This window comes from Pseudomonas sp. R2-60-08W (assembly GCF_003852335.1).
Classification (GTDB): Bacteria; Pseudomonadota; Gammaproteobacteria; order Pseudomonadales; family Pseudomonadaceae; genus Aquipseudomonas.
In genome coordinates, this window is sequence record NZ_CP027731.1 from 903,336 (window position 1) to 924,245 (window position 20,910).

The window sequence follows — 20,910 nt, forward strand, 5'->3', positions numbered from 1 at the left end:
GCGCACAGCGCAATAAATACTCGCCCATGAAAAAGGGAGCTCCTGAGAGCTCCCTTTTGCGTTGCGTCGAACGATCAGTCGAACACACCGAAGGTCATGTAGCTGAACCACGAGCGGTCCTGGTTGTTGCCCAGGGCTTGCGGCTCTTCCTCTTCGATCACGTCGCCGTTCTCGTCGTGCGGCTTGAGATCCGAAGGAATCGCGTCCTTGGCGTCCTGGTACTGCTTGATCACGTCCTGGTTGGCGCGTGTTTCACCCGGTGGCAGCGGTGGACGGGACTCGATCAGGCCCAGGGTGTACTTGCTCAGCCACGAACGGTTGTCGGCTTCGTCAACCTGAGGCACGAACTGGCCGTCTTTCAGGCTTGGGTGGTCCGGGTAGTTGAGCTTCAGGGTTTCCAGGCTGGTGCTTGCCAGTTCGTCCAGATGCAGGCGCTGGTAAGCCTCGGTCATCACGGCCAGGCCGTCGCCCACCGAAGGGGTTTCCTGGAAGTTCTCCACCACGTAGCGGCCACGGTTGGCGGCGGCCACGTAAGCCTGACGGGTCAGGTAGTAGTGGGCCACGTGGATCTCGTAGGAAGCCAGCAGGTTGCGCAGGTAGATCATGCGCTGCTTGGCGTCCGGCGCGTAGCGGCTGTTCGGGTAGCGGCTGGTCAGCTGGGCGAACTCGTTGTAGGAGTCGCGGGCAGCGCCCGGGTCACGCTTGGTCATGTCCAGCGGCAGGAAGCGCGCCAGCAGGCCGACGTCCTGGTCGAACGAGGTCAGGCCCTTCATGTAGTAGGCGTAATCCACGTTCGGGTGCTGCGGGTGCAGGCGGATAAAACGCTCGGCAGCGGACTTGGCAGCTTCCGGCTCGGCGTTTTTATAGTTGGCGTAGATCAGCTCGAGCTGGGCCTGGTCGGCATAGCGTCCGAACGGATAGCGCGACTCCAGGGCCTTCAGCTTCGCTGTGGCGCTGGTGTAGCTATTATTATCCAGGTCTGTCTGAGCTTGCTGGTACAGCTCGACTTCGCTCAGGTTTTCGTCGACGACGTCCTTGGTTGACGAGCAAGCAGCAGTCATGGCGAGGATGGCGATCAGCAGCAGGTGTTTCACTTGCATGGCGGCTTGCGTCCCTATGACGGCCGCTGTCTTGGGCGGGGCCGTCCTGTTATGATGAGCGCCCCGTTGAAAGCCTCGGGGCAAAAGACGCCGTATTTAACCACAAGCGCGCAGCCGAAACCAAAGGCTGTGCCACGCCTAGTCTGAGCATGTCCGATAAAATTGAACTTCGCGCAGAGGTGCCGTCCGAATTGGGCGGCCAACGCCTCGATCAAGTCGCCGCACAATTATTCGCTGAGCACTCGCGCTCGCGCCTTTCCGCCTGGATCAAAGACGGCCGCCTGACTGTGGATGGAGCGGTTATCCGCCCGCGAGACATAGTGCATGGCGGTGCGATTCTTGAGCTGACTGCCGAGCAGGAAGCCCAGGGAGAATGGGTCGCCCAGGACATCGAGCTGGATATCGTCTATGAAGACGACGACATCCTGGTCATCAACAAACCCGCAGGCCTGGTGGTTCACCCGGCTGCCGGGCACGCTGATGGCACCTTGCTCAATGCCCTGTTGCACCACGTGCCGGACATCATCAATGTGCCGCGCTGCGGCATCGTGCACCGTCTGGACAAGGACACCACCGGCCTGATGGTGGTGGCCAAGACCATTCAGGCGCAGACGCAACTGGTTACTCAATTGCAGAGTCGCAGCGTCAGCCGGATCTACGAGTGCATCGTGATCGGCGTAGTGGTGGCCGGGGGCAAGATCAACGCCCCTATCGGTCGCCACGGCCAGCAGCGCCAGCGCATGGCGGTGATGGAGGGCGGCAAGCAGGCCGTCAGCCACTATCGCGTGCTGGAGCGTTTCCGTTCCCACACGCACGTGCGGGTCAAGCTGGAAACCGGTCGTACCCACCAGATTCGCGTGCACATGGCCCACATCAACTTCCCGTTGGTCGGTGATCCGGCCTACGGTGGTCGCTTCCGCATTCCGCCTGCGGCCAGCCAGACCATGGTTGAATCGCTCAAGACGTTCCCGCGCCAGGCGCTGCATGCACGCTTCCTGGAACTGGATCATCCGACGAGCGGTAAGCGAATGAGCTGGGAATCGCCGCTTCCAGACGATCTGGTCTGGTTGTTGTCGCTGCTCAAGCAGGATCGCGAGGCGTTTGTCGGATGAGTGACTGGCTGATACCTGACTGGCCCGCGCCGTCTCAGGTCAAAGCCTGCGTCACTACCCGTGCGGGCGGCGTCAGTGTGGCGCCGTTCGACAGCCTCAACCTGGGCGATCACGTCGAGGACAGCCTTGAGGCCGTCCTGGAAAATCGTCGCCGTCTTACCGATGCCTTCGGTATCCAGCCGGCCTGGTTGCGCCAAGTCCACGGGACCACTGTGGTCGAGGCCGACCCGGGCCGTATCGCCGAAGCGGATGGCAGTTGGACCAGCACCCCTGGTATCGCCTGCACCGCGATGACGGCCGATTGCCTGCCTGCATTGTTCTGCAATCGAGCGGGCACCCATGTGGCGGCGGCGCATGCCGGTTGGCGTGGGCTCGCGGCCGGGGTGCTGGAGGCAGCCTTCGACAGCCTGGGTTGCGACCCCGCCGACGTGCTGGTCTGGCTCGGCCCGGCCATTGGTCCGCAGGCCTTTGAGGTCGGCCCCGAGGTGCGTGAAGCCTTCATGCAACAACTGCCTGCGACTGCCCAGGCCTTCGTGCCCAGCTGTAATCCCGGCAAGTTCATGGCCGATATCTATCAGCTCGCCCGTCTGCGCCTGTCTGCGCGGGGCATTAGCGCTGTGTATGGTGGCGGTTTTTGCACCGTGACCGACCCGCGCTTCTTTTCCTATCGCCGCAGCCCACGCACGGGCCGATTCGCCTCCCTTATCTGGCTCGAACGCTAGACTGTCCTGATCTGTATCAACCATCCGCTGCTTGAATCCCCCAGAATCCACCCCATCTATAGGGGTATCTGGCAGGTTTCTTCATTCAGGATGTTTCTTCAGCTCCGGCCTGCTCAAAAGGAAGGTGACTAATGCGTATTGATCGTTTAACCAGCAAATTGCAGTTGGCCTTATCGGACTCCCAATCCCTGGCGGTCGGTCTCGACCACCCGGCAATTGAACCTGCGCACTTGATGCAGGCGCTCCTGGAGCAACAAGGTGGTTCTATCAAGCCCTTGTTGATGCAGGTGGGCTTTGACATTAACAGCCTGCGCAAGGAACTGAGCAAAGAGCTCGACCAACTGCCGAAAATCCAGAATCCTACCGGCGACGTGAATATGTCCCAGGACCTGGCGCGCCTGCTGAACCAGGCCGACCGCTTGGCCCAACAGAAAGGTGACCAGTTCATCTCCAGCGAGCTTGTGCTGCTCGCCGCCATGGACGACAACAGCAAGCTTGGAAAATTGTTGCTGGGCCAGGGCGTGAGCAAGAAAGCCCTGGAAAACGCCATCAATAATCTGCGCGGCGGCGAGGCGGTAAATGACCCCAACCACGAGGAGTCGCGCCAAGCCCTGGATAAATACACCGTTGACCTGACCAAGCGCGCCGAAGAGGGCAAGCTTGACCCGGTCATTGGCCGTGACGACGAAATTCGTCGCACCATCCAAGTGCTGCAACGCCGTACCAAAAACAACCCCGTGCTGATCGGTGAGCCTGGCGTGGGTAAAACCGCCATCGCCGAGGGCTTGGCCCAGCGCATCATCAATGGTGAAGTGCCGGACGGCCTTAAAGGCAAGCGCCTGCTGTCCCTGGACATGGGCTCGCTGATCGCCGGCGCCAAGTTCCGTGGCGAGTTCGAAGAGCGCCTCAAATCCCTGCTCAATGAATTGTCCAAGCAGGAAGGGCAGATCATTCTGTTTATCGACGAACTGCACACCATGGTTGGCGCCGGTAAAGGCGAGGGCTCCATGGATGCTGGCAACATGCTCAAGCCTGCCTTGGCGCGAGGCGAGTTGCATTGCGTCGGTGCCACCACGCTCAACGAATACCGTCAGTACATTGAAAAGGACGCGGCTCTGGAGCGGCGTTTCCAGAAAGTGTTGGTGGAAGAACCCAGCGAAGAGGACACCATCGCCATCCTGCGTGGCCTGAAAGAGCGCTATGAGGTCCACCATAAAGTCGCGATCACCGATGGCGCGATCATTGCGGCGGCCAAGTTGAGCCATCGCTATATCACCGATCGTCAATTGCCCGACAAGGCCATCGATTTGATCGACGAAGCGGCCAGCCGGATTCGCATGGAAATCGACTCCAAGCCGGAAGTGCTCGACCGTCTGGATCGCCGCCTGATTCAACTGAAAGTCGAATCCCAGGCGCTGAAGAAAGAAGAGGATGAGGCGGCGAAGAAACGTCTGGAAAAACTCCAGGAAGAAATCGTCCGCCTGGAGCGGGAGTATTCGGACCTCGAAGAAATCTGGACCTCGGAGAAAGCCGAAGTGCAGGGTTCGGCGCAGATCCAGCAGAAGATCGAGCAGTCGCGCCAGGAGCTGGAAGCCGCACGCCGCAAAGGCGACCTGAACCGTATGGCCGAGTTGCAGTACGGGGTGATCCCGGACCTGGAACGCAGCCTGCAGATGGTCGACCAGCATGGACACAGCGAGAACCAGTTGCTGCGCAGCAAGGTGACCGAGGAAGAAATAGCCGAGGTGGTCTCCAAGTGGACCGGCATTCCTGTGTCGAAAATGCTTGAGGGCGAACGCGACAAGCTGCTGAAGATGGAAAGCCTGTTGCACCAGCGCGTTATTGGCCAGGAAGAGGCCGTGGTGGCGGTGTCCAATGCGGTGCGGCGTACCCGCGCCGGGTTGTCCGACCCGAATCGCCCAAGTGGTTCGTTCATGTTCCTCGGCCCGACCGGTGTGGGTAAGACCGAGCTGTGCAAGGCCTTGGCCGAATTCCTCTTCGATACTGAAGAGGCGATGGTGCGCATCGACATGTCCGAGTTCATGGAGAAACACTCGGTGGCGCGCCTGATCGGCGCCCCACCAGGCTATGTGGGCTACGAGGAGGGCGGTTACCTGACCGAGGCGGTGCGGCGTAAGCCTTACTCGGTGATCTTGCTGGACGAGGTCGAGAAGGCGCACCCGGATGTGTTCAACATCCTGTTGCAAGTGCTCGAGGACGGCCGCCTGACCGACAGCCACGGCCGTACCGTGGATTTTCGCAACACGGTGATCGTGATGACTTCCAACCTGGGCTCGGCGCAGATCCAGGAGTTGGTGGGCGATCGCGAAGCTCAGCGGGCAGCGGTGATGGATGCGCTGACCTCGCACTTCCGGCCGGAATTTATCAACCGGGTGGATGAAGTGGTGATCTTCGAGCCTCTGGCCCGGGATCAGATTGCCGGCATCACCGAGATTCAGTTGGGACGCCTGCGTGCACGCCTGGCCGAGCGCGAACTGGCGCTGGAGCTGAGCAGCGAGGCGTTGGACAAGCTGATCGCGGTGGGTTACGACCCGGTGTATGGCGCACGGCCGTTGAAGCGCGCGATCCAGCGCTGGATCGAAAACCCGCTGGCACAGCTGATCCTGTCGGGCAGCTTTATGCCCGGCACCCCCGTCAAGGCGACGGTGGAGAACGACGAAATCGTCTTCCATTAAGCCTGGCAGCCAGTGCTGTAAGAGGAGGCCCCGCATTGAGGGGCCTTTTTTTTCGATAGGGCGTTGAACTGTAAGGCAAAGGCTTGTAAAGTGCGCCCCGCAGCAACGTCAGCCCACGGGTTTCTTCTCCCCAAGAAGAAATCAGAAAGAAGCGCAAATCATTGTCTTAAAAGCAATTTAAAGGGTTGACAGGGGTTTTTAAGATTGTAGAATAGCGCGCCTCAGAGACGCTAACGTAGCGATACGGACAGGGTCGAAGAGAAGGTTGTAACGCAGTAGAAGTTGTACTTTGAAATATGTAGTTCCGTGATAGCTCAGTCGGTAGAGCAAATGACTGTTAATCATTGGGTCCCAGGTTCGAGTCCTGGTCACGGAGCCAATTTCAAACCGGGGTATAGCGCAGTCCGGTAGCGCGCCTGCTTTGGGAGCAGGATGTCGGGAGTTCGAATCCCCCTACCCCGACCATATTTGGGTCGTTAGCTCAGTTGGTAGAGCAGTTGGCTTTTAACCAATTGGTCGTAGGTTCGAATCCCACACGACCCACCATTTTTGAGACCAGTTAAGGCTGGAATCAGATCTTAAGATCAGAGGCCAAAAGCACTGATCGAAGAAGGCGACTGAAAGGTCGCCTTTTTATTACCGGGGTATAGCGCAGTCCGGTAGCGCGCCTGCTTTGGGAGCAGGATGTCGGGAGTTCGAATCCCCCTACCCCGACCATATTAAAAATCCTCGTATCGAAAGATACGGGGATTTTTTTTGCCTGAAAATTATCTCAAGTTCAACACAGCACCAATGTGGGAGGGGGCTTGCTCCCGATAGCGGTGGGTCAGTTAAGTATTTTTACCTGACCCACCGCCATCGGGAGCAAGCCCCCTCCCACATTAACCGAGTCCCACCAGGGGCCGAGTTGTCAGTGCAGTTTGAGTCGCGGCTCAGTCCCCCGACCGATCTTGCTGCCCAGCATCAGCATCGCCGTGCGGAAAAAGCCATACAGCGCCATCTGGTGCATACGGTACAGCGACACGTAGAACATCCGCGCCAGCCAGCCCTCCAGCATCACACTGCCGGTCAGGTTGCCCATCAAGTTGCCCACGGCGGAGAAGCGCGACAGCGAGATCAGCGAACCGTAGTCGGTGTACTTGTAGGTCGGCAGCTCCTTGCCTTCAATCCGCAGTTTCAGCGATTTGGCGAGCAATGAAGCCTGTTGGTGAGCGGCTTGCGCGCGTGGCGGAACATTGCGGTCGGTGCCCGGTTGCGGGCAGGCGGCGCAATCGCCAAAGGCGAAGATGTTTTCGTCACGGGTGGTCTGCAGCGTCGGCAGCACCTGCAGTTGGTTGATGCGGTTGGTCTCCAGGCCATCGAGGTCCTTGAGAAAACCCGGTGCGCGGATCCCGGCGGCCCACACTTTAAGGCTCGCCGGGATCACTTGGCCGTTGCTGGTGATCAGCGCGTCGGCGGTCACTTCGCTGACGGCCGAGTTGGTCAGCACGGTCACCCCCAATTTTTCCAGGGTTTTATGCACAGGCCCGCCGATCCGCTCCGGCAGCGCGGGCAATACCCGAGGGCCGGCTTCGATCAGGGTGATGTGCATGTTTTCCGGCTTGATACGGTCCAGGCCGTACGCTGCCAGCTCATGGGCCGCGTTATGCAGTTCGGCGGCCAGTTCGACGCCGGTGGCGCCGGCGCCGACGATGGCGACGCTGATCTGTTCAATGGTGTCGGTTTGCCCGGCGTGGGCGCGCAGGTAATGGTTGAGCAACCGCTGGTGGAAGCGCTCGGCCTGCTTGCGGGTGTCGAGGAACAGGCAATGCTGCGCCGCGCCCTCGGTGCCGAAATCGTTAGTGGTGCTGCCTACTGCAATCACCAGGCTGTCGTAGCCCAGTACGCGCGCAGGTACCAGCTCCCGGCCTTCTTCGTCGAGGGTGGCGGCCAGTTGGATTTTCTTCTGTTCACGGTCAAGCCCGCTCATACGCCCCAGCTGGAACTCGAAGTGGTTCCATTTCGCCTGGGCGACGTAATTGAGTTCATCTTCCGAAGAGTTCAGCGAGCCGGCCGCGACTTCGTGCAGCAGCGGTTTCCAGATATGCGTCAGGTTGGCGTCCACCAGCGTGATGCTGGCTTTGCCGCGTTTGCCCAGAGTCTTACCCAGGCGGGTCGCTAGCTCCAGGCCGCCGGCACCGCCGCCGACGACAATAATACGATGGGTCATGGGGATATCTCGCAAGGCTAAAAGAAATCGGAGCAGTTACCCCCGCGAGCGCCAGGCAGCTCATAGCGTCAGGTAACTCAAAAGGCGGCTCAGCAAGCCGAGCCCGATCACCACCACCAGCACCACACCAAGGAGCAGCCACGGCCTGAAAGGCTTGCGCTCGACTCTGTGCTGGGAGAGTTGCAGGTACTCTTCGACATGCTGTTGGTCATCGGGTTTCAGGCGGCTGGTCATAAAGGCCTCGTCAGGTAGACGTTGCAAAAGGGCGCCACGTTACAGCCGGGGCATCAAAGGCTGATGCCCACATCGAACACTATGCTGCGGCCCAGGTTGTTGCGCAAGAAATCCGGCGCGTCCGGATGTGCGAACAGTACCCGCGCAAAGGTTGGGCCCACCAGCGACAGCGAGCGCCAGCCCTGGCGCAGATATTCGGTAGGCGGTGGGAAGTGGCTGTTGAGGTCCAGCACTTCGCGTTTGAGGCTGGTGAAGGCGATGAGGTCCAGTTCCCCCAGGTCCATTCCGCGTTCCTTGTAGTTATGCGCTTTTTTACGCAGGGTTGGGGCCAGGCGCAGCAGGAACTCGTGGGCAGGGATGCGCCTTGGCTTGGCTTCGCGTCGCACCAATTGGCTCAAGGAGAAGGCGCTGCGTCGGCGCAGCAATTCGTCGCGCCATTCGTCGTTCAGCCGGCGGCCTTCGTCCAATACAAAGAACACCTCGAAACTGGCGTCGCGAAACAGCACGTCCGGCGGTTCCTGTCCGGCGGCGTGAAACTCCTCGGCGCGATAGGGCACGTTCAAGCCTTGCAGCAGGCGCTGACAGACCCAACGCTCACGCTCCCATTTGCGGGCATTGGACAGGAACGCGTTGGCTTGTTCGGCTGCTACGGTGAGCAGGCGCAAATAATCTGAGTCATCCATAGGCGTAGCTTAGCGTTCAAATGATGACCGCAGGAAGACTCGTTGCGGGCCCAGCGTTGCTCAGCCTTACAACTGGCTACCCTGTAACCTGGCGATGTAATCTGACCATCCGGCAGCGACTCTGGAAACGAGGCGTTCATGTACAGGATCAATGCGGCCAGGCCCATGACGGGCTTTGAGGCGGCTAGGCAGGTGAAACGATGATCGGCGCGGCGGTACTGACGCCGCAGACCCTTGGCATCGGCTGGCTGTTGTATGCCCCGCTGGTGATCTGGGCGATCTGGCGTGCGCCTTGGGTCGAGTTGTTTGCCGACCGACGGCGCCAGCATTTGCTGTTCGGCACGGTTTTCGCGCTGTTCATGTTATGGCTGGTGCGGCGGGATTTCGATACGGGGGTGTCTTACCATTTTATCGGCATGACCGCCGTGACCTTGCTGCTGGACTGGCCGTTGGCGATCGTGGGTGGGTGTGCCGCGCAGTTGGGTTTGGTATGGCTGGGGCGTCAGGATTTCGCCGCAGTCGGTGTGAACGGCCTGTTGGCCGGCCTGGGGCTGCTATGGTTCGATGGACGATTTGCGATGCCGGAATGGCTGGAAGACTTTGTAGGCTACCTGTGGCTGATCATCTTTCCCGAAGCGTTTATCAACGGCATGGTGATCAGTGCCCTGGTGGTGTTCTGCCCTGAATGGCTGGAGACCTTCAACCGCACCCGCTATCTCTCGGCACCGTGGAAGGATGACGATTCGCGGGGTTGATCCAGATCAAACACCGGATGGCCGCACGGGCCCATGCTCGTCGAAATTTCAGGAGCACGAATCATGAGTGTGTACGAATGGGCACGGCAGGAGTTGCGCAGGAGCCAGGATGCCGCACAGGAAATCGGGTTTGATCCGGGCCTGACCCTGCGCGCCATGCTCAGCGCGGTGGTGGAGCAGAGCAAGGGCGTGCGCAGCTTTGAAGACCTGGCCGACGAGTTGCAATACCTTGCGGAAAACCTCGACGACCAGCAGGAATACGCCTTTATGCGGCCTTAGTGGCGCGGCGGCAGGTCTTCGGAAAACAACTCGTCTTCGGCGTCCGGGGCCACCGGGATCTTATGTTCTTCAGCAGCCCAGGCGCCCAGGTCGATGAGTTTGCAACGGTCCGAGCAGAACGGCCGGTTGAGGTTGTCGGGTTTCCATTCCACGGGGGCGCCGCAGGTTGGGCAATCGACGGTCAAGGGTTGGCTCATGATCGGCCTCCACGCAAAGTAAGGTAAAAGTGGTGCAGTCGCTCGACCTCGCCCTGCAGCCAGGCAAGGTCCTGGTCATTGACCAATACGTCATCGGCATGGTTCAGGCGGTCTTCGCGGCTCGACTGGGCCTTGAGAATGGCCTGCACCTGTTGCTCGCTGATGCCGTCGCGCTGCAGGGTACGCTGAATCTGCAGGGATTGCGGCACGTCGATCACCAGGATCCGTTGGGTCATGCTGTATTGACCGGATTCGATCAGCAGCGGAGAGACCAGAATCGCGTAGGGTGACCGGGCGCGCGCCAGGTGGTCGCGAATCTCTTCGGCGATCAGCGGATGCAACAAGGCTTCCAGCCAGAGACGTTCGGCGGGTACGTCAAAAATCAATTTTCGCAACGCGGCGCGGTCCAGCTGGCCGTCCGGCTGCAGCACACCGCTGCCGAAATGTTCGGCAATGCGTGCCAGTGCCGGCCGGCCGGACTCTACCACCCAGCGGGCGGCATGATCGGCGTCGATCAGGTCGACACCCAACTTGGTGAAGTGTTCGGCCGCAGCGCTTTTACCGCTGCCGATCCCGCCCGTAAGGCCGAGAATCCAGGGTGTTGCAACAGGAGTGGTCATCTGAAACCGACAGACTGCAAATAGAAGTCGGTTATTTGACCACCCCAGAGCAATGCAATCCAGCCGGCAATTGCCAGGCAGGGGCCAAATGGCATCGGCACTGATGCTCGCGTCTTGCGCCAGCGCATCAGGAGCAGCCCGGCGAACACGCCGAGCAGTGACGCCATCAGCAGCGTCATTGGCAGGATTTGCCAGCCACCCCAGGCCCCTAACAACGCCAATAGCTTGAAGTCGCCATGGCCCATGCCATCCTTGCCGGTGACCAGCTTGAACAGCCAGAACACGCTCCACAGACTCATGTACCCGAACACTGCGCCCCATAACGCATCGGGCAATGTCGCCAGCAGGCCCACGCTGTTGACCATAAGCCCCAGCCATAGCAGTGGCAGCACCAATGCATCCGGCAGCAACTGGTGATCCACATCGATCAGGCTCATGCCCAGCAACCCCCAACTCAGCAGCAGCACCGCGCCCGCCTGCCAACTCAAACCGAAGTGCCAAGCGACAGTCGCGCTGATCAGCGCGCATGCCAGTTCGGTGAGGGGGTAACGCGCGCTGATGGTTGCATGGCAATGGCTGCAACGCCCCTTGAGCATCAGGTAGCTGAGCACGGGGATGTTTTCCCAGGGGCGAATCCGCTGGTCGCAGCGCGGGCAGCACGAGCCGGGGTGCATGAGGTTATAGACCGGCCCCGCCGGTACGACGGGCAGGCCGAGAATTTCATGGGCCTGGGCGCGCCATTCCCGCTCAAGCATTTTGGGCAGGCGCCAGACCAGCACATTGAGGAAACTGCCAACGATCAGGCCCAGCAGCAGCGCCACGCCCACATACACCCAGGGCTGCTCGCCGAGCAACGCGCTCAAAATGCCGACCCTAATTGAAATACCGGCAGGTACATCGCAATCACCAATGCACCGACAATGCTCCCCAGCACGACCATAATCAGCGGTTCCATCAGGCTGGTAAGGTTATCGACGAGGGTTTCTACGTCGGCCTCGTAGTGGCTCGCGACCTTTTCCAGCATGTGGTCCAGCGTGCCGGACTCTTCGCCGATTGCCGTCATCTGGATCGCCATGCCGGGAAACAGGCCGCTGGCGGCCATGGATTGGTTCAACTGCATACCCGTGGATACATCGTGGCGCATATGTTCGATTGCCTGTTTGAAAGGGCCGTTACCGACGGCGCCGGCCACTGAGCCCAGGGCCTGCACCAGGGGAACACCTGCCGCAAAGGTGGTTGAAAGCGTGCGGGCGTAGCGGGCGACGGCTGCTTTGTTCAACAGTTTGCCTGCCAGGGGGATTTTCAACAAACCCGCCTCCAGCCCGAGGCGAAAACCCGGCGAAACACGGTAGGCGTGGCGCCAGGCGCCTATTGCCACCCCCAGGCTCAGCGCCAGCATCCACCAGGCCTGTCGCAGAAAGTCGGAGAGGGCGATGACCCCCAGGGTAAAACCGGGCAATGGGCTGTCGACCCCGGCAAACAGGGTCTGGAACTGCGGCACCACCTGCATCAGCAACACTGCGCTGACCAGGCTGGCCACCACCAGTACGGCGAGAGGGTAGGTCATGGCTTTCTTGATTCTGGTCTTGAGCCGTTGGCTTTTTTCCAGATGAATGGCCACTCGCTCCAGCAGCGTTTCCAGGGCACCTGCCTGTTCACCGGCGGCAATCAGGTGGCAGTACAGCTCATCGAAATAACGGGGGTATTGGCGCAGTGTGCTGGCCAGGCTGTTACCGGCGGCGACGTGTTGTTTCAAACCCTCGACCAACTCACGCAGCGCTCGGTTCTCGACGCCCTCGCGGATGATGTCGAAAGCTTGCATCAAGGGGATGCCAGCCTTCAACAGCGTCGCCAACTGGCGGGTGAACAAGGCGATGTCGGCGGACTGAATCGGCGGAGCCAGGCTTGGCAGGCCCGACGATTTCCTGCGCACACGCTCGGGGCAGATGCCTTGCTGGCGCAGTTGCGCCTTGATCAGCGCCAGGTCATGCCCCGTGGTTTGCCCGCACACCCGGCGGCCTTTGCGGTTGATGCCTTGCCAAGTGTAGATCGTTGAGGTGTCGTTCATGTCGCCTTCGCACATGCAGGTTGAGAATTTACAGCTTAGTCAGAGGGCGGATGCAGGCCAGGCTGGCGTTGGCCGATAAAATGTCAGATTGTGCGTCTGGTACGCGATGGGCCACGCAGGGATGAGTACACTGGCGCCGCTGCACAATACGGGGCGCAGGACGCGCCTTGTCATGGTTCTATTCTGGAGAGTGAAAGTGATGCGTCAGAAAGGCTTTACCTTGATCGAATTGTTGATCGTCGTGGCGATCATCGGCATTTTGGCCACGATTGGCTTGCCCATGTACACCAAGCACCAGGCCAAGGCCAAGTTCACGGCGGGGTTGGCGGAAATCAGCGCGTTGAAGGCCGGCTACGAGGATGTCATCAACCAAGGCACGGTGCCCAAGCTTGATCTGATCGGCGGCAACAGTCCCACCGCCAATTGCAAGATCGACGTGACAGGCGATGTTGCGACGGGTAGCGGCTCCATCAGCTGTGAAATCCTTGATGCGCCTGCGCCCGTGCTGGGCAAGACCATCACCTTGACGCGCAGCGCCAACACCGGCTGGGCCTGTGTAACCACGGCCGATGCGCAATACGTCGCCAAGGGCTGTGGCGCCAACGGAGCATGACGGCGACCGGGCGGTGAGCGAGCCGGTTGCCGCATGTTCAATGCGGTGCTAGCTTTAGCCCACCGCCCGTGTAGCTCAGCCGGTAGAGCAGCGCACTCGTAACGCGAAGGTCGCAGGTTCGATTCCTGTCTCGGGCACCAAGGCAGCACTGTTTCAAGGGCCTGTTTCAAGGGCCTGTTTCAAAGGCAATGTTTTCAGATGATCCCAGAATGGTTCTGAAGGCCAGACGAGCGGGTATTCGCGCCCACTCTTTTGTATCTGCGCAACCTTGATGACCCAGATGCATCCCCATTCCTCGATCTAAGAGAACGACATGACCACGACTGAGATGACCCAGGAAGTTCGGCACCAGAAAGCCCTCGACAAGTACCTCGAGGCAACGCCGCAGCTTAAAGAAGAGATCAAGGACCTGAGCGCGGATGACCAGCGTGATCAGGTCCAGTGGGCATTCGAGGACGAGGCAGAAAGCCAGGGCCTCCAGCCTTGGGAACTGACCCTCAAATACACCTCTACACCGGAAGAATTCGAAGCCACACGCCTTGTCTTGCACAAGGAGGCCGCCGAGGTGCTGGGCGTCGAATGGGAAGAGTACTGCGAGATGAACAATCTCGTAGTCTGAAAGTAGCTACGAGCTACGAGCTACGAGCTGCAAGCTTCAAGCTGCAAGTGGTCGCGCAGCCCCTTGCGGCTTGAAGCTCGCAGCTTGCAGCTTCTCAAATACTCAACCGCATCGACAAATCCACCGCCTTCACATCCTTGGTCATCGCGCCAATGGAGATGTAGTCCACGCCGGTCTCGGCGATGGGCAGCAGGGTGCTTTCATTGATCCCGCCGCTGGCTTCCAGCTTGGCCTTGCCCGCGTTCAGCCGCACGGCTTCGCGCATGTCGTCCAGGCTCAGCTCATCCAGCATGATGATGTCGGCGCCCGCCGCCAAGGCTTCGCGCAACTCCTCAAGACTCTCCACTTCGATTTCCACCGGTTTGCCCGGCGCGATCTTGTGGGCGGCGCCAATTGCCTGGGCAATGCCTCCGCAGGCGGCGATATGGTTTTCCTTGATCAGGAAAGCGTCATACAACCCGATGCGATGATTGTGGCAGCCGCCGCAGGTGACCGCGTATTTCTGTGCCAGGCGCAGGCCCGGCAGGGTCTTGCGGGTGTCCAGCAGCTTGACCTGGGTGCTGGCGACGAAATCCGCCAGGTATTGGGCGCGGGTGGCGACGCCGGACAGCATCTGCAGGAAATTCAGCGCACTGCGTTCACCGGTGAGCAGCGAGCGCGCCGGGCCTTCAAGGTGAAACAGCGGCTGGTTGGGGCTGACACGCTCACCATCGGCGACCTGCCAATGCACCGCGACTCGCGGGTCCAGTTGGCGGAATACCGTATCCACCCAGGCGGTACCAGCGATAACGGCGGCATCGCGGGTAATGATCGTGGCCTTGGCCAGCCGTTCGGCCGGGATCAGCTGTGCGGTGATATCGCCACTGCCGATGTCTTCCAGCAGTGCGCGGCGCACGTTGGCTTCGATTTCGGCGGTGAGGTCAGCAAGACGCAGATTCGGCATAACAGGCTCCACAAACAAAGTGTCGCGATTATAGGGGTTGTGTGGATTGGAACCCAGGCTGGTCAGTCATTTAGCGCGCAGGGGCAGAGTTTGCTGGCGCAACCGCCCTCATTTGCCAGATAATCTCGCGCCTTGCAATTGGCGTCATAGCTTTGACGTCCTGATGGTGACCAGGTATTGGCAGCGCCCAGAGGGCTTGCCTGCGTTCCTTGCCCATCTCAACACCCGCCGTTTCAGGAGGCCAGGATGCACAATGACGGGAAGGTGGTGCCGATCAAGCAGGCTCAAGCCACGCCATCGCCGCTCGCACGTCTGCCGGTGGTGGTGTTGCAGGTGCGTGATAAAGCCGCGCAACACCTGCAGCAGGGGTTGCAGGAACTGTTCGATAACGCCGACGACACATTGTTCGAAATGGCCGACAAGGCCCGTAGCATCGTCGACCAGCATATTTTCTTCGAGGCCATGCGCGACCTGCGCCTCAAGCGCAAGAACTTCGAACGCATGTTCATGGAACAGCTGTTTGCGGCCTTCGCCAACCTGGGCCAGGCCGATAGCGTCGGGTTGCATCCGGTGCCGGTGGTGTCCTACGAGGTGACCAGCGGTACGCGGGCGGATGCGCGGGAAAAAGCCGTAGCGCTGGAGGCGATGCTCGGTCGCGTGCAACACCGTGACGGCTTGGCGCTCGGGCAATTGAGCGCGCGGTTGAGTGAGGTGTTGGGCAGGTGCATGAGCGATCATGAGAACCCCCTGGGCCCGGCACGGCTTTGCCAGTTTTTTCTGCAGGCGGGCCGCAGCCTGGGGGTGGAGATCCGGGTCAAGCTGATCATGCTCAAGCTGTTCGAGAAATATGTCCTCAGCGATGCCGACCAGCTCTATGGCGACGCCAATCAATTGCTGGTCGCTACCGGGGTGCTGCCTGGACTCAAGAGCGTGCCCTCCCGTCGTGCCGGTGGGCGTGCGGCGCGTGAGCTTCAATACCCGGCCCGTGCGCCGGCTGCCGAACCGCCGTGCGACGAAAACGGCCAGCAAGCCTTTGCCGCGTTGCAAGCCCTGCTGGTCGCGGTGCGCGGTAGCGTAGCGCCGACGCTTGAAGCCACTGCACAACCGCAACCCATCGCCACCCGAGACCTGCTGCGTCTGCTTTCGCATTTGCAACAATATGTACCGGAGCCTGCGGCGGAGGACGACTTCGACCTGCGCAACCAACTCGAACAGCTGCTGACCCGAGTCAGCGTCAAGAGCGGCAAGTCGCGGGTGGTGGAGACGGCAGACGAGGATGTGATCAACCTCGTTGCCCTGCTGTTTGAGTTCATCCTCAATGACCGCAGCCTGCCCCACGCCTTCAAGGCCCTGATCGCACGCTTGCAGATCCCGATATTGAAAGTCGCCGTGCTGGACAAGAGCCTGTTCAGTTGCCCCGGGCATCCGGCACGCCGCTTGCTCAACGAGATCGCCAGTGCCGCCCTGGGCTACAGCCCGCAGAATGGCGATCAGAACGACAGCCTGTACCTGCGTATCGAACAGGTCATCCAGCGCCTGTTGACCGAGTTCGTTGAAGACCCGGCGATTTTTTCGCAGTTGCTGACGCAATTGAGCACATTCATTGAAGAAGAGCGTCAGCGCAGCGCGTTGCTCGAACAGCACACCCGTGACGTCGAGCAAGGGCGCCTGCGTACCGAGGTGGCCCGCCAGCGTGTGGCCCAGGTGCTCAACCGGCGATTGTTGGGCAAAGCCTTATCGCCGTTCGTGGTGCAATTCCTGCAGCAAACCTGGAGCCAGGTGCTGTTGCTGGCCATTCTCAAGCATGGCGAACAATCGGTGCAATGGCAGACCGAACTACGCACCATGGACGACCTGATCTGGAGCGTCGGGCTGCGCGAAGACACCGAGGCCGGCCGGCATTTGCTCGAGCAATTGCCAGGGTTGCTCAAGGCATTGCGCGACGGGTTGGCCAGTGCGGCGTTCGATCCTTTCAGTACACGTGAGTTCTTTTTGCGCTTGCAGGCCTTTCACGTTCAAACCTGTGAAGGCGAGGATGGCGACAGGCTGATTGAAGTCCGCGAGCCCTTCGTCCTCAGCAGCCAGTTGTCGGACGCCTTCGAAGATTTGCCCGATGATGACCCGGACCTGCTCAAGGTTCACCAGTTGCGGATCGGCGGCTGGGTGGAGTTCCAGCAGGACCCGGACACCGTGCTGCGGTGCAAGCTCACAGCGATCATGGCGCCAACCCATCGTTACATTTTCGTCAGTCGCGCAGGGCTCAAGGTGCTGGAGCAAACCGCCGGCCAATTGGCCATGGCGTTCAAGCAGGGCGCCCTGCGCAGCCTGGACGAAGGTTTGCTGTTCGACCGCGCGCTGGCTGCGGTGGTTGGCAACCTGCGTCAACTCAATCGCGGCAAGTGATCGCAACGGCAGGGCGGAACGCGGCATACTGGTAACACTTCGTCTCATTCAAGGAGCCTGTATGCAGTTGGACCCCGTCAGCGGTTGGTTCGAGGGCATTCGCCATTGCCCTTCGCCCAACTTCAACGAGCGCCCGGCAGGCGAGATATCGCTGTTGGTGATACACAACATCAGCCTGCCCCCGGCGCAGTTCGCCACGGGCAAAGTGCAGGAATTTTTCCAGAACCGCCTGGATGTCTCGGAACACCCCTACTTTGAAGGCATTGCCAGCCTACGGGTGTCTGCGCATTTTCTGATTGAGCGCGACGGCACGGTCACGCAATTTGTCGCATGCCGCGACCGGGCCTGGCATGCAGGCGTGTCCAGCTTTGATGGGCGTGAAGTGTGTAATGACTTCTCCCTGGGGATCGAGCTGGAAGGCACCGACGAGCTGCCATTCACCGATGCCCAATACGCGGCGCTGATTGACCTGACGCGCCAGTTGCTCGCAGCCTACCCTGGGATCACCGCCCAGCGTATCTGCGGTCACAGCGACATCGCCCCCGGCCGCAAAACCGACCCGGGCCCGGCTTTTGATTGGATGCGCTTTCGCAGCGCGCTGCAGGATGGAGGATATAAACAATGAGTTTCCTGGTGCTGGTGCTGGCGGTGTGGATCGAGAAGTTCTCGGCCTTGCGTCAGCGGTTGCAGCGCGACGGCGGCTGGCTGCGTGAGCTGGTCAAGCTTGAATCGAGCCCGCGCATGGGGACGCGGCCCTGGCTGATCCTGCTGGTGTTGGTGGTGCTGCCCGTGGCCTTGCTGGGCTTGTTGCTGCTGGTGCTGGAGCCTGTGGCCTATGGCTTGTTGGCGTTGCCGGTGCACGTGCTGGTGGTGATCTACAGCCTGGGCCGTGGCGATCTGCTGGCCGCGCTGGGGCCGTTTCGTGATGCCTGGCGGCGGGGCGATCTGCAAGCCGCCGAGCATGTGGCCGAGCGCGATCTGACGCTGGGTGCCGACAACGGCGCGCAATTGCTCGAGCGTGTTCAGGGCTATTTGCTGTGGCAGGCCTACCAAAGCTTTTTCGCGGTGATTTTCTGGTATTTCCTGCTGGGCCCGGTGGCCGCTCTGGCCTACCGCCTGCTGGCGCTGGCCAGTGAACACAGCCAGAACCCGCTGGTGGCCGAGCGCGCCACGCAATTGCGCCATGCCTTCGACTGGCTGCCGGTGCGCTTGCTGGCGGCGAGCTTTGCCCTGGTGGGCAATTTCGTCGGGGTCAGTCGGGTGATGCTCCACGAACTGCTGAACTGGGATATCAGCGCAGCACAATTGGTGGAAAAAGTCGGCCTGGCCGCCGCAGAAATACCGCCGCCAGCGGTGGGCGCCGAGGGCATAAACAGCCTTGATCGCCTGTGGGAACTGCTGCTGCGTGCGGCGGTGCTGTGGTATGCCGGCTTTGCCATCTGGACCGTGTTGCCCTGATCCATTCGGCAGGGGTTAACCCCCTGCCGTTAACCTTACGTTACAAAACTCCCTTTCAAGTTGAGCTATACAGACAGAGCGCCAAATAGTGGCTATCTGCCGCCGCCCTGCGCCTCAATAAAAATAAAAGAAAGGGGGAACACCCGTGAAGCGCTTGCTCTATCCCGCCGTTGCATTGATGAATCGCCTGAGTTTCGGCATGAAATTCAGTCTGATCAGCGTGCTGTTCCTGCTGCCGATGCTGGCTACCAATTACTTTCTGGTGCGTGACGCCTGGGCTGAATTCCAGGGCACCCGCATCGAACTGCAAAGCCTTGATCTACTCGGCAGCAGCCTGATGGTGCGTCGCGAGCTGGAAGCGCTCAATAACCAGGTGCAGATCAATACGACCCTCGGCCAGTCCGGCAAGGCCGGCGACCTTGAAGCCAGGATCGCTGCCGTGGAGCAGAGCGTGCTCAACCGTGTGCAGGGGCTCAGCGCAATGGCTACCCAGCCTGAGCAGGTTGCGGCCTTCGACACCAAGCGTGACGAACTGATTGCCGCGTTCAAGGCTCAGCAACAGGAAACCTCACTGCTCAACAAAAGTGCGTTGATCGGCAAATTGCTCAACCAGGCCCAGATACTCAGCCAGATCATCGCCAGTCAATCCGGCTTGAGCCGTGATCCCCAGAGCGATCTGCGCCAGCTCAGCGACCTGATCACCGCCGTCACTCCACAAGTCACTCAGCTGCTGGGGGAGGGCCGGGCGATGGGCGCGTATTCCCTCGGCCAGGGTTTTATCAATTCATCCTCCAGCACACGCTTCGACGAACTGCTGCAGCAGCTGGAAAAACTCCAGGGCGAATATGCCTTGAAGCTGCAGGACGCGCTTGGCGCCAGCCATGCCGCGCAGGCAGCGCTCGATACTGCGGCGCAGGCCAGCCGGGCCAGCCTCAAGCAGGGTGCGGAGTTGTTCGAAGAACAAGTGGTGGTGGCTGAAACCCTCGACACACCGTGGCAGGGCTTTTACGACGGCGTCAGCCAACTGATGGCCAAGACCTATCAACTGGATGACGCCACCCTGGCATTCCTCAATCAGCAACTGGAGCAACGCCTGGCACAAAAGCGCCTGCACATGCTGCTGCTGGTCACGGCGCTAGCGGCGGTGTTTGCGCTGATTTTCTATTTATACGCGGGCTTCTATGCGTCCACGCGCATGACCTTGCGTAGCCTCGGGGCGATGATGGACAAGGTCGCGGCGGGCGATATGACTGTCACCTTCGTTGCCGACAGTCGCGATGAACTGGGAGACCTGGGCCAGGTATTCAATGGCACCGTGGCCAAGATCCACGACTTGATCGAACGCGTCGGGCACACGGTCGCCCAGGTCGAGTTGCAAGCCGGGCAGGTACAAACGGTTTCGGCGCAGAGCAACCAGGCAGTGGCCGGCCAGCGCAGTCAGATCGAGCAGGTGGCGACGGCGATGAACCAGATGTCGTCCACCGCACAGGAAGTCGCGCGCAGTGCCGCCGCCGCCGCCGGCAGCGCCCGCAGTGTCAACGATGAAACCGTCAGCGGCCGTGGGCTGGTGCAATCCCAGCAAGGCAGCATCGCGCGTCTGGCCACGGAGATCGATGAGTCGGTGCGGGTGATCAACCAGTTGGCGGCCGACAGCCAGGCCATCAGCAGCGTCCTGGAAGTCATCAAAAGCATCGCCGCGCAAACCAACTTGCTGGCGCTCAACGCGGCTATCGAGGCCGCGCGCGCGGGTGAGCAGGGGCGTGGTTTTGCGGTGGTGGCCGATGAGGTGCGTACGCTGGCCCAGCGTACCCAGCAGTCCACCGAAGAAATCGAGCAGATGATCGGGCGCCTGCACAGCGGCGTCGGCGCAGCGGTCAAGGCCATGGGCGCCAGCCATGACACGGCCAGTGGCACGGTGGGGCAGTCGGAAAAAGTCCAGCAGGCTTTGGAAAACATCCTTGGTGCGGTAGGAATGATCGTCGATCAGAACCAGCAGATCGCCGCCGCCGTTGAGCAGCAAACGGCCGTCGCCCATGATATCGATCAGAATATCGTCGCCATTCATCGTGCGGGCGAACACGCGGCGCAGGGCGCCGACCAGACCGAAGCGGCCAGCCGCGAGTTGTCGCTGCAGGTGACGCAATTGAAGCAATTGATTGGCGCGTTTCGCGTGTAGGAATTTTCGTTCGGATTTGATGC

The 20,910-nt window shown here is 60.5% G+C and carries 20 protein-coding genes and 5 tRNA genes; 16 read left to right on the forward strand and 9 right to left on the reverse strand.

Translation table 11 applies throughout. The annotated features are described in order from the left end of the window. Positions 1 to 74 precede the first annotated feature (74 nt). A complete protein-coding gene (locus tag C4J90_RS03950; protein WP_124356980.1) occupies positions 75 to 1,100 on the reverse strand; it encodes an outer membrane protein assembly factor BamD in 1,026 nt (341 codons plus the stop codon). A 149-nt stretch (positions 1,101 to 1,249) separates the two neighbouring features. Here C4J90_RS03950 and rluD point away from each other — a divergent pair, with 149 nt between their 5' ends. The 7 genes from rluD to C4J90_RS03985 all read left to right on the forward strand — a co-directional run bounded on the left by rluD (position 1,250) and on the right by C4J90_RS03985 (position 6,347). Beyond that, positions 1,250 to 2,212, forward strand: coding sequence for a 23S rRNA pseudouridine(1911/1915/1917) synthase RluD (rluD, locus tag C4J90_RS03955; protein WP_003188422.1), 963 nt, complete (start codon positions 1,250 to 1,252; stop codon positions 2,210 to 2,212). Beyond that, positions 2,209 to 2,934 carry a peptidoglycan editing factor PgeF gene (gene pgeF, locus C4J90_RS03960; RefSeq protein WP_124419267.1) on the forward strand — a complete coding sequence of 242 codons (726 nt, stop codon included), beginning with the start codon at positions 2,209 to 2,211 and terminating at the stop codon, positions 2,932 to 2,934. The genes rluD and pgeF overlap by 4 nt, the downstream gene beginning before the upstream one ends. Before the next feature lie 131 nt (positions 2,935 to 3,065). Continuing rightward, positions 3,066 to 5,630, forward strand: coding sequence for an ATP-dependent chaperone ClpB (gene clpB / locus C4J90_RS03965; RefSeq protein WP_124361235.1), 2,565 nt, complete (start codon positions 3,066 to 3,068; stop codon positions 5,628 to 5,630). Between the two features lie 303 nt (positions 5,631 to 5,933). After that, a tRNA-Asn gene (locus C4J90_RS03970) sits at positions 5,934 to 6,009 on the forward strand. A gap of 9 nt (positions 6,010 to 6,018) precedes the next feature. Beyond that, positions 6,019 to 6,095, forward strand: a tRNA-Pro gene (locus tag C4J90_RS03975). Between the two features lie 5 nt (positions 6,096 to 6,100). Then, positions 6,101 to 6,176 (forward strand) — tRNA-Lys (locus tag C4J90_RS03980). Between the two features lie 94 nt (positions 6,177 to 6,270). Continuing rightward, positions 6,271 to 6,347: transfer RNA gene (locus C4J90_RS03985), tRNA-Pro, on the forward strand. Between the two features lie 193 nt (positions 6,348 to 6,540). Here the strand turns inward: C4J90_RS03985 and C4J90_RS03990 are convergent. The 3 genes from C4J90_RS03990 to C4J90_RS04000 are packed head-to-tail and all read right to left on the reverse strand — an operon-like array spanning position 6,541 to position 8,756. Continuing rightward, positions 6,541 to 7,839, reverse strand: coding sequence for an NAD(P)/FAD-dependent oxidoreductase (locus C4J90_RS03990; protein WP_124419268.1), 1,299 nt, complete (start codon positions 7,837 to 7,839; stop codon positions 6,541 to 6,543). 60 nt (positions 7,840 to 7,899) lie between these two features. Continuing rightward, a complete protein-coding gene (locus tag C4J90_RS03995) occupies positions 7,900 to 8,073 on the reverse strand; it encodes a DUF3094 family protein (protein ID WP_124361240.1) in 174 nt (57 codons plus the stop codon). A 53-nt stretch (positions 8,074 to 8,126) separates the two neighbouring features. After that, entirely contained in the window at positions 8,127 to 8,756 is a 630-nt protein-coding gene (locus C4J90_RS04000) for a DUF1780 domain-containing protein (RefSeq protein WP_083360208.1), read from the reverse strand. A gap of 200 nt (positions 8,757 to 8,956) precedes the next feature. Between C4J90_RS04000 and C4J90_RS04005 the strand changes: the two genes are divergently transcribed. Continuing rightward, positions 8,957 to 9,511 carry an energy-coupling factor ABC transporter permease gene (locus C4J90_RS04005; protein ID WP_124419269.1) on the forward strand — a complete coding sequence of 185 codons (555 nt, stop codon included), beginning with the start codon at positions 8,957 to 8,959 and terminating at the stop codon, positions 9,509 to 9,511. Positions 9,512 to 9,574: 63 nt separating this feature from the next. After that, positions 9,575 to 9,790 carry a hypothetical protein gene (locus C4J90_RS04010; RefSeq protein ID WP_124361242.1) on the forward strand — a complete coding sequence of 72 codons (216 nt, stop codon included), beginning with the start codon at positions 9,575 to 9,577 and terminating at the stop codon, positions 9,788 to 9,790. Here C4J90_RS04010 and yacG read toward each other — a convergent pair. From yacG to C4J90_RS04030, 4 genes are read right to left on the reverse strand one after another with little or no spacing between them, the layout of a single operon-like run. Continuing rightward, entirely contained in the window at positions 9,787 to 9,987 is a 201-nt protein-coding gene (gene yacG / locus C4J90_RS04015; protein ID WP_065887991.1) for a DNA gyrase inhibitor YacG, read from the reverse strand. The genes C4J90_RS04010 and yacG overlap by 4 nt on opposite strands. Next, a complete protein-coding gene (coaE, locus tag C4J90_RS04020; RefSeq protein ID WP_124419270.1) occupies positions 9,984 to 10,607 on the reverse strand; it encodes a dephospho-CoA kinase in 624 nt (207 codons plus the stop codon). The genes yacG and coaE overlap by 4 nt, the downstream gene beginning before the upstream one ends. Further along, positions 10,604 to 11,470, reverse strand: coding sequence for an A24 family peptidase (locus C4J90_RS04025; protein WP_124419271.1), 867 nt, complete (start codon positions 11,468 to 11,470; stop codon positions 10,604 to 10,606). The genes coaE and C4J90_RS04025 overlap by 4 nt, the downstream gene beginning before the upstream one ends. Further along, positions 11,467 to 12,675 (reverse strand): type II secretion system F family protein, encoded by a 1,209-nt coding sequence (locus C4J90_RS04030; RefSeq protein ID WP_124419272.1) that lies wholly within the window; start codon positions 12,673 to 12,675, stop codon positions 11,467 to 11,469. Before C4J90_RS04030 ends, C4J90_RS04025 begins: the two co-directional genes overlap by 4 nt. A 199-nt stretch (positions 12,676 to 12,874) precedes the next feature. Here C4J90_RS04030 and C4J90_RS04035 point away from each other — a divergent pair, with 199 nt between their 5' ends. The 3 genes from C4J90_RS04035 (at position 12,875) to C4J90_RS04045 (ending at position 13,907) form a co-directional block, all read left to right on the forward strand. Then, on the forward strand, positions 12,875 to 13,288 hold the full coding sequence (locus C4J90_RS04035) for a pilin (RefSeq protein WP_124421186.1): 414 nt from the start codon (positions 12,875 to 12,877) through the stop codon (positions 13,286 to 13,288). 64 nt (positions 13,289 to 13,352) lie between these two features. After that, positions 13,353 to 13,428 (forward strand) — tRNA-Thr (locus tag C4J90_RS04040). A 173-nt stretch (positions 13,429 to 13,601) separates the two neighbouring features. Beyond that, positions 13,602 to 13,907 (forward strand): DUF6388 family protein, encoded by a 306-nt coding sequence (locus tag C4J90_RS04045; protein WP_124413817.1) that lies wholly within the window; start codon positions 13,602 to 13,604, stop codon positions 13,905 to 13,907. Positions 13,908 to 14,001: 94 nt separating this feature from the next. Here the strand turns inward: C4J90_RS04045 and nadC are convergent, their stop codons facing one another. After that, entirely contained in the window at positions 14,002 to 14,850 is an 849-nt protein-coding gene (gene nadC / locus C4J90_RS04050) for a carboxylating nicotinate-nucleotide diphosphorylase (protein WP_124419273.1), read from the reverse strand. 246 nt (positions 14,851 to 15,096) lie between these two features. Here nadC and C4J90_RS04055 point away from each other — a divergent pair, with 246 nt between their 5' ends. The 4 genes from C4J90_RS04055 (at position 15,097) to C4J90_RS04070 (ending at position 20,887) form a co-directional block, all read left to right on the forward strand. Next, positions 15,097 to 17,253, forward strand: a complete 2,157-nt coding sequence (locus tag C4J90_RS04055; protein WP_124419274.1) for a DUF1631 domain-containing protein — start codon at positions 15,097 to 15,099, stop codon at positions 17,251 to 17,253. A 61-nt stretch (positions 17,254 to 17,314) separates the two neighbouring features. Beyond that, positions 17,315 to 17,878 (forward strand): 1,6-anhydro-N-acetylmuramyl-L-alanine amidase AmpD, encoded by a 564-nt coding sequence (ampD, locus tag C4J90_RS04060; protein ID WP_124369621.1) that lies wholly within the window; start codon positions 17,315 to 17,317, stop codon positions 17,876 to 17,878. Beyond that, complete coding sequence (gene ampE, locus C4J90_RS04065; RefSeq protein ID WP_124419275.1) at positions 17,875 to 18,711, forward strand: regulatory signaling modulator protein AmpE; 837 nt, start codon at positions 17,875 to 17,877, stop codon at positions 18,709 to 18,711. The genes ampD and ampE overlap by 4 nt, the downstream gene beginning before the upstream one ends. 145 nt (positions 18,712 to 18,856) lie before the next feature. Beyond that, positions 18,857 to 20,887, forward strand: a complete 2,031-nt coding sequence (locus C4J90_RS04070; protein WP_124419276.1) for a methyl-accepting chemotaxis protein — start codon at positions 18,857 to 18,859, stop codon at positions 20,885 to 20,887. Positions 20,888 to 20,910 lie beyond the last annotated feature (23 nt).

Bases quoted from the DNA above. Each gene is read 5' to 3' on its own strand.
- C4J90_RS04000 (WP_083360208.1), bottom strand. From the start codon at position 8,756: ATGGATGACTCAGATTATTTGCGCCTGCTCACCGTAGCAGCCGAACAA.
- C4J90_RS03995 (WP_124361240.1), bottom strand. From the start codon at position 8,073: ATGACCAGCCGCCTGAAACCCGATGACCAACAGCATGTCGAAGAGTAC.
- coaE (WP_124419270.1), bottom strand. From the start codon at position 10,607: ATGACCACTCCTGTTGCAACACCCTGGATTCTCGGCCTTACGGGCGGG.
- C4J90_RS04005 (WP_124419269.1), top strand. From the start codon at position 8,957: ATGATCGGCGCGGCGGTACTGACGCCGCAGACCCTTGGCATCGGCTGG.
- C4J90_RS04045 (WP_124413817.1), top strand. From the start codon at position 13,602: ATGACCACGACTGAGATGACCCAGGAAGTTCGGCACCAGAAAGCCCTC.
- nadC (WP_124419273.1), bottom strand. From the start codon at position 14,850: ATGCCGAATCTGCGTCTTGCTGACCTCACCGCCGAAATCGAAGCCAAC.
- C4J90_RS03950 (WP_124356980.1), bottom strand. From the start codon at position 1,100: ATGCAAGTGAAACACCTGCTGCTGATCGCCATCCTCGCCATGACTGCT.
- C4J90_RS04055 (WP_124419274.1), top strand. From the start codon at position 15,097: ATGCACAATGACGGGAAGGTGGTGCCGATCAAGCAGGCTCAAGCCACG.
- rluD (WP_003188422.1), top strand. From the start codon at position 1,250: ATGTCCGATAAAATTGAACTTCGCGCAGAGGTGCCGTCCGAATTGGGC.
- C4J90_RS04010 (WP_124361242.1), top strand. From the start codon at position 9,575: ATGAGTGTGTACGAATGGGCACGGCAGGAGTTGCGCAGGAGCCAGGAT.
- C4J90_RS04030 (WP_124419272.1), bottom strand. From the start codon at position 12,675: ATGAACGACACCTCAACGATCTACACTTGGCAAGGCATCAACCGCAAA.
- clpB (WP_124361235.1), top strand. From the start codon at position 3,066: ATGCGTATTGATCGTTTAACCAGCAAATTGCAGTTGGCCTTATCGGAC.
- C4J90_RS04035 (WP_124421186.1), top strand. From the start codon at position 12,875: ATGCGTCAGAAAGGCTTTACCTTGATCGAATTGTTGATCGTCGTGGCG.
- ampD (WP_124369621.1), top strand. From the start codon at position 17,315: ATGCAGTTGGACCCCGTCAGCGGTTGGTTCGAGGGCATTCGCCATTGC.
- ampE (WP_124419275.1), top strand. From the start codon at position 17,875: ATGAGTTTCCTGGTGCTGGTGCTGGCGGTGTGGATCGAGAAGTTCTCG.
- pgeF (WP_124419267.1), top strand. From the start codon at position 2,209: ATGAGTGACTGGCTGATACCTGACTGGCCCGCGCCGTCTCAGGTCAAA.
- C4J90_RS03990 (WP_124419268.1), bottom strand. From the start codon at position 7,839: ATGACCCATCGTATTATTGTCGTCGGCGGCGGTGCCGGCGGCCTGGAG.
- yacG (WP_065887991.1), bottom strand. From the start codon at position 9,987: ATGAGCCAACCCTTGACCGTCGATTGCCCAACCTGCGGCGCCCCCGTG.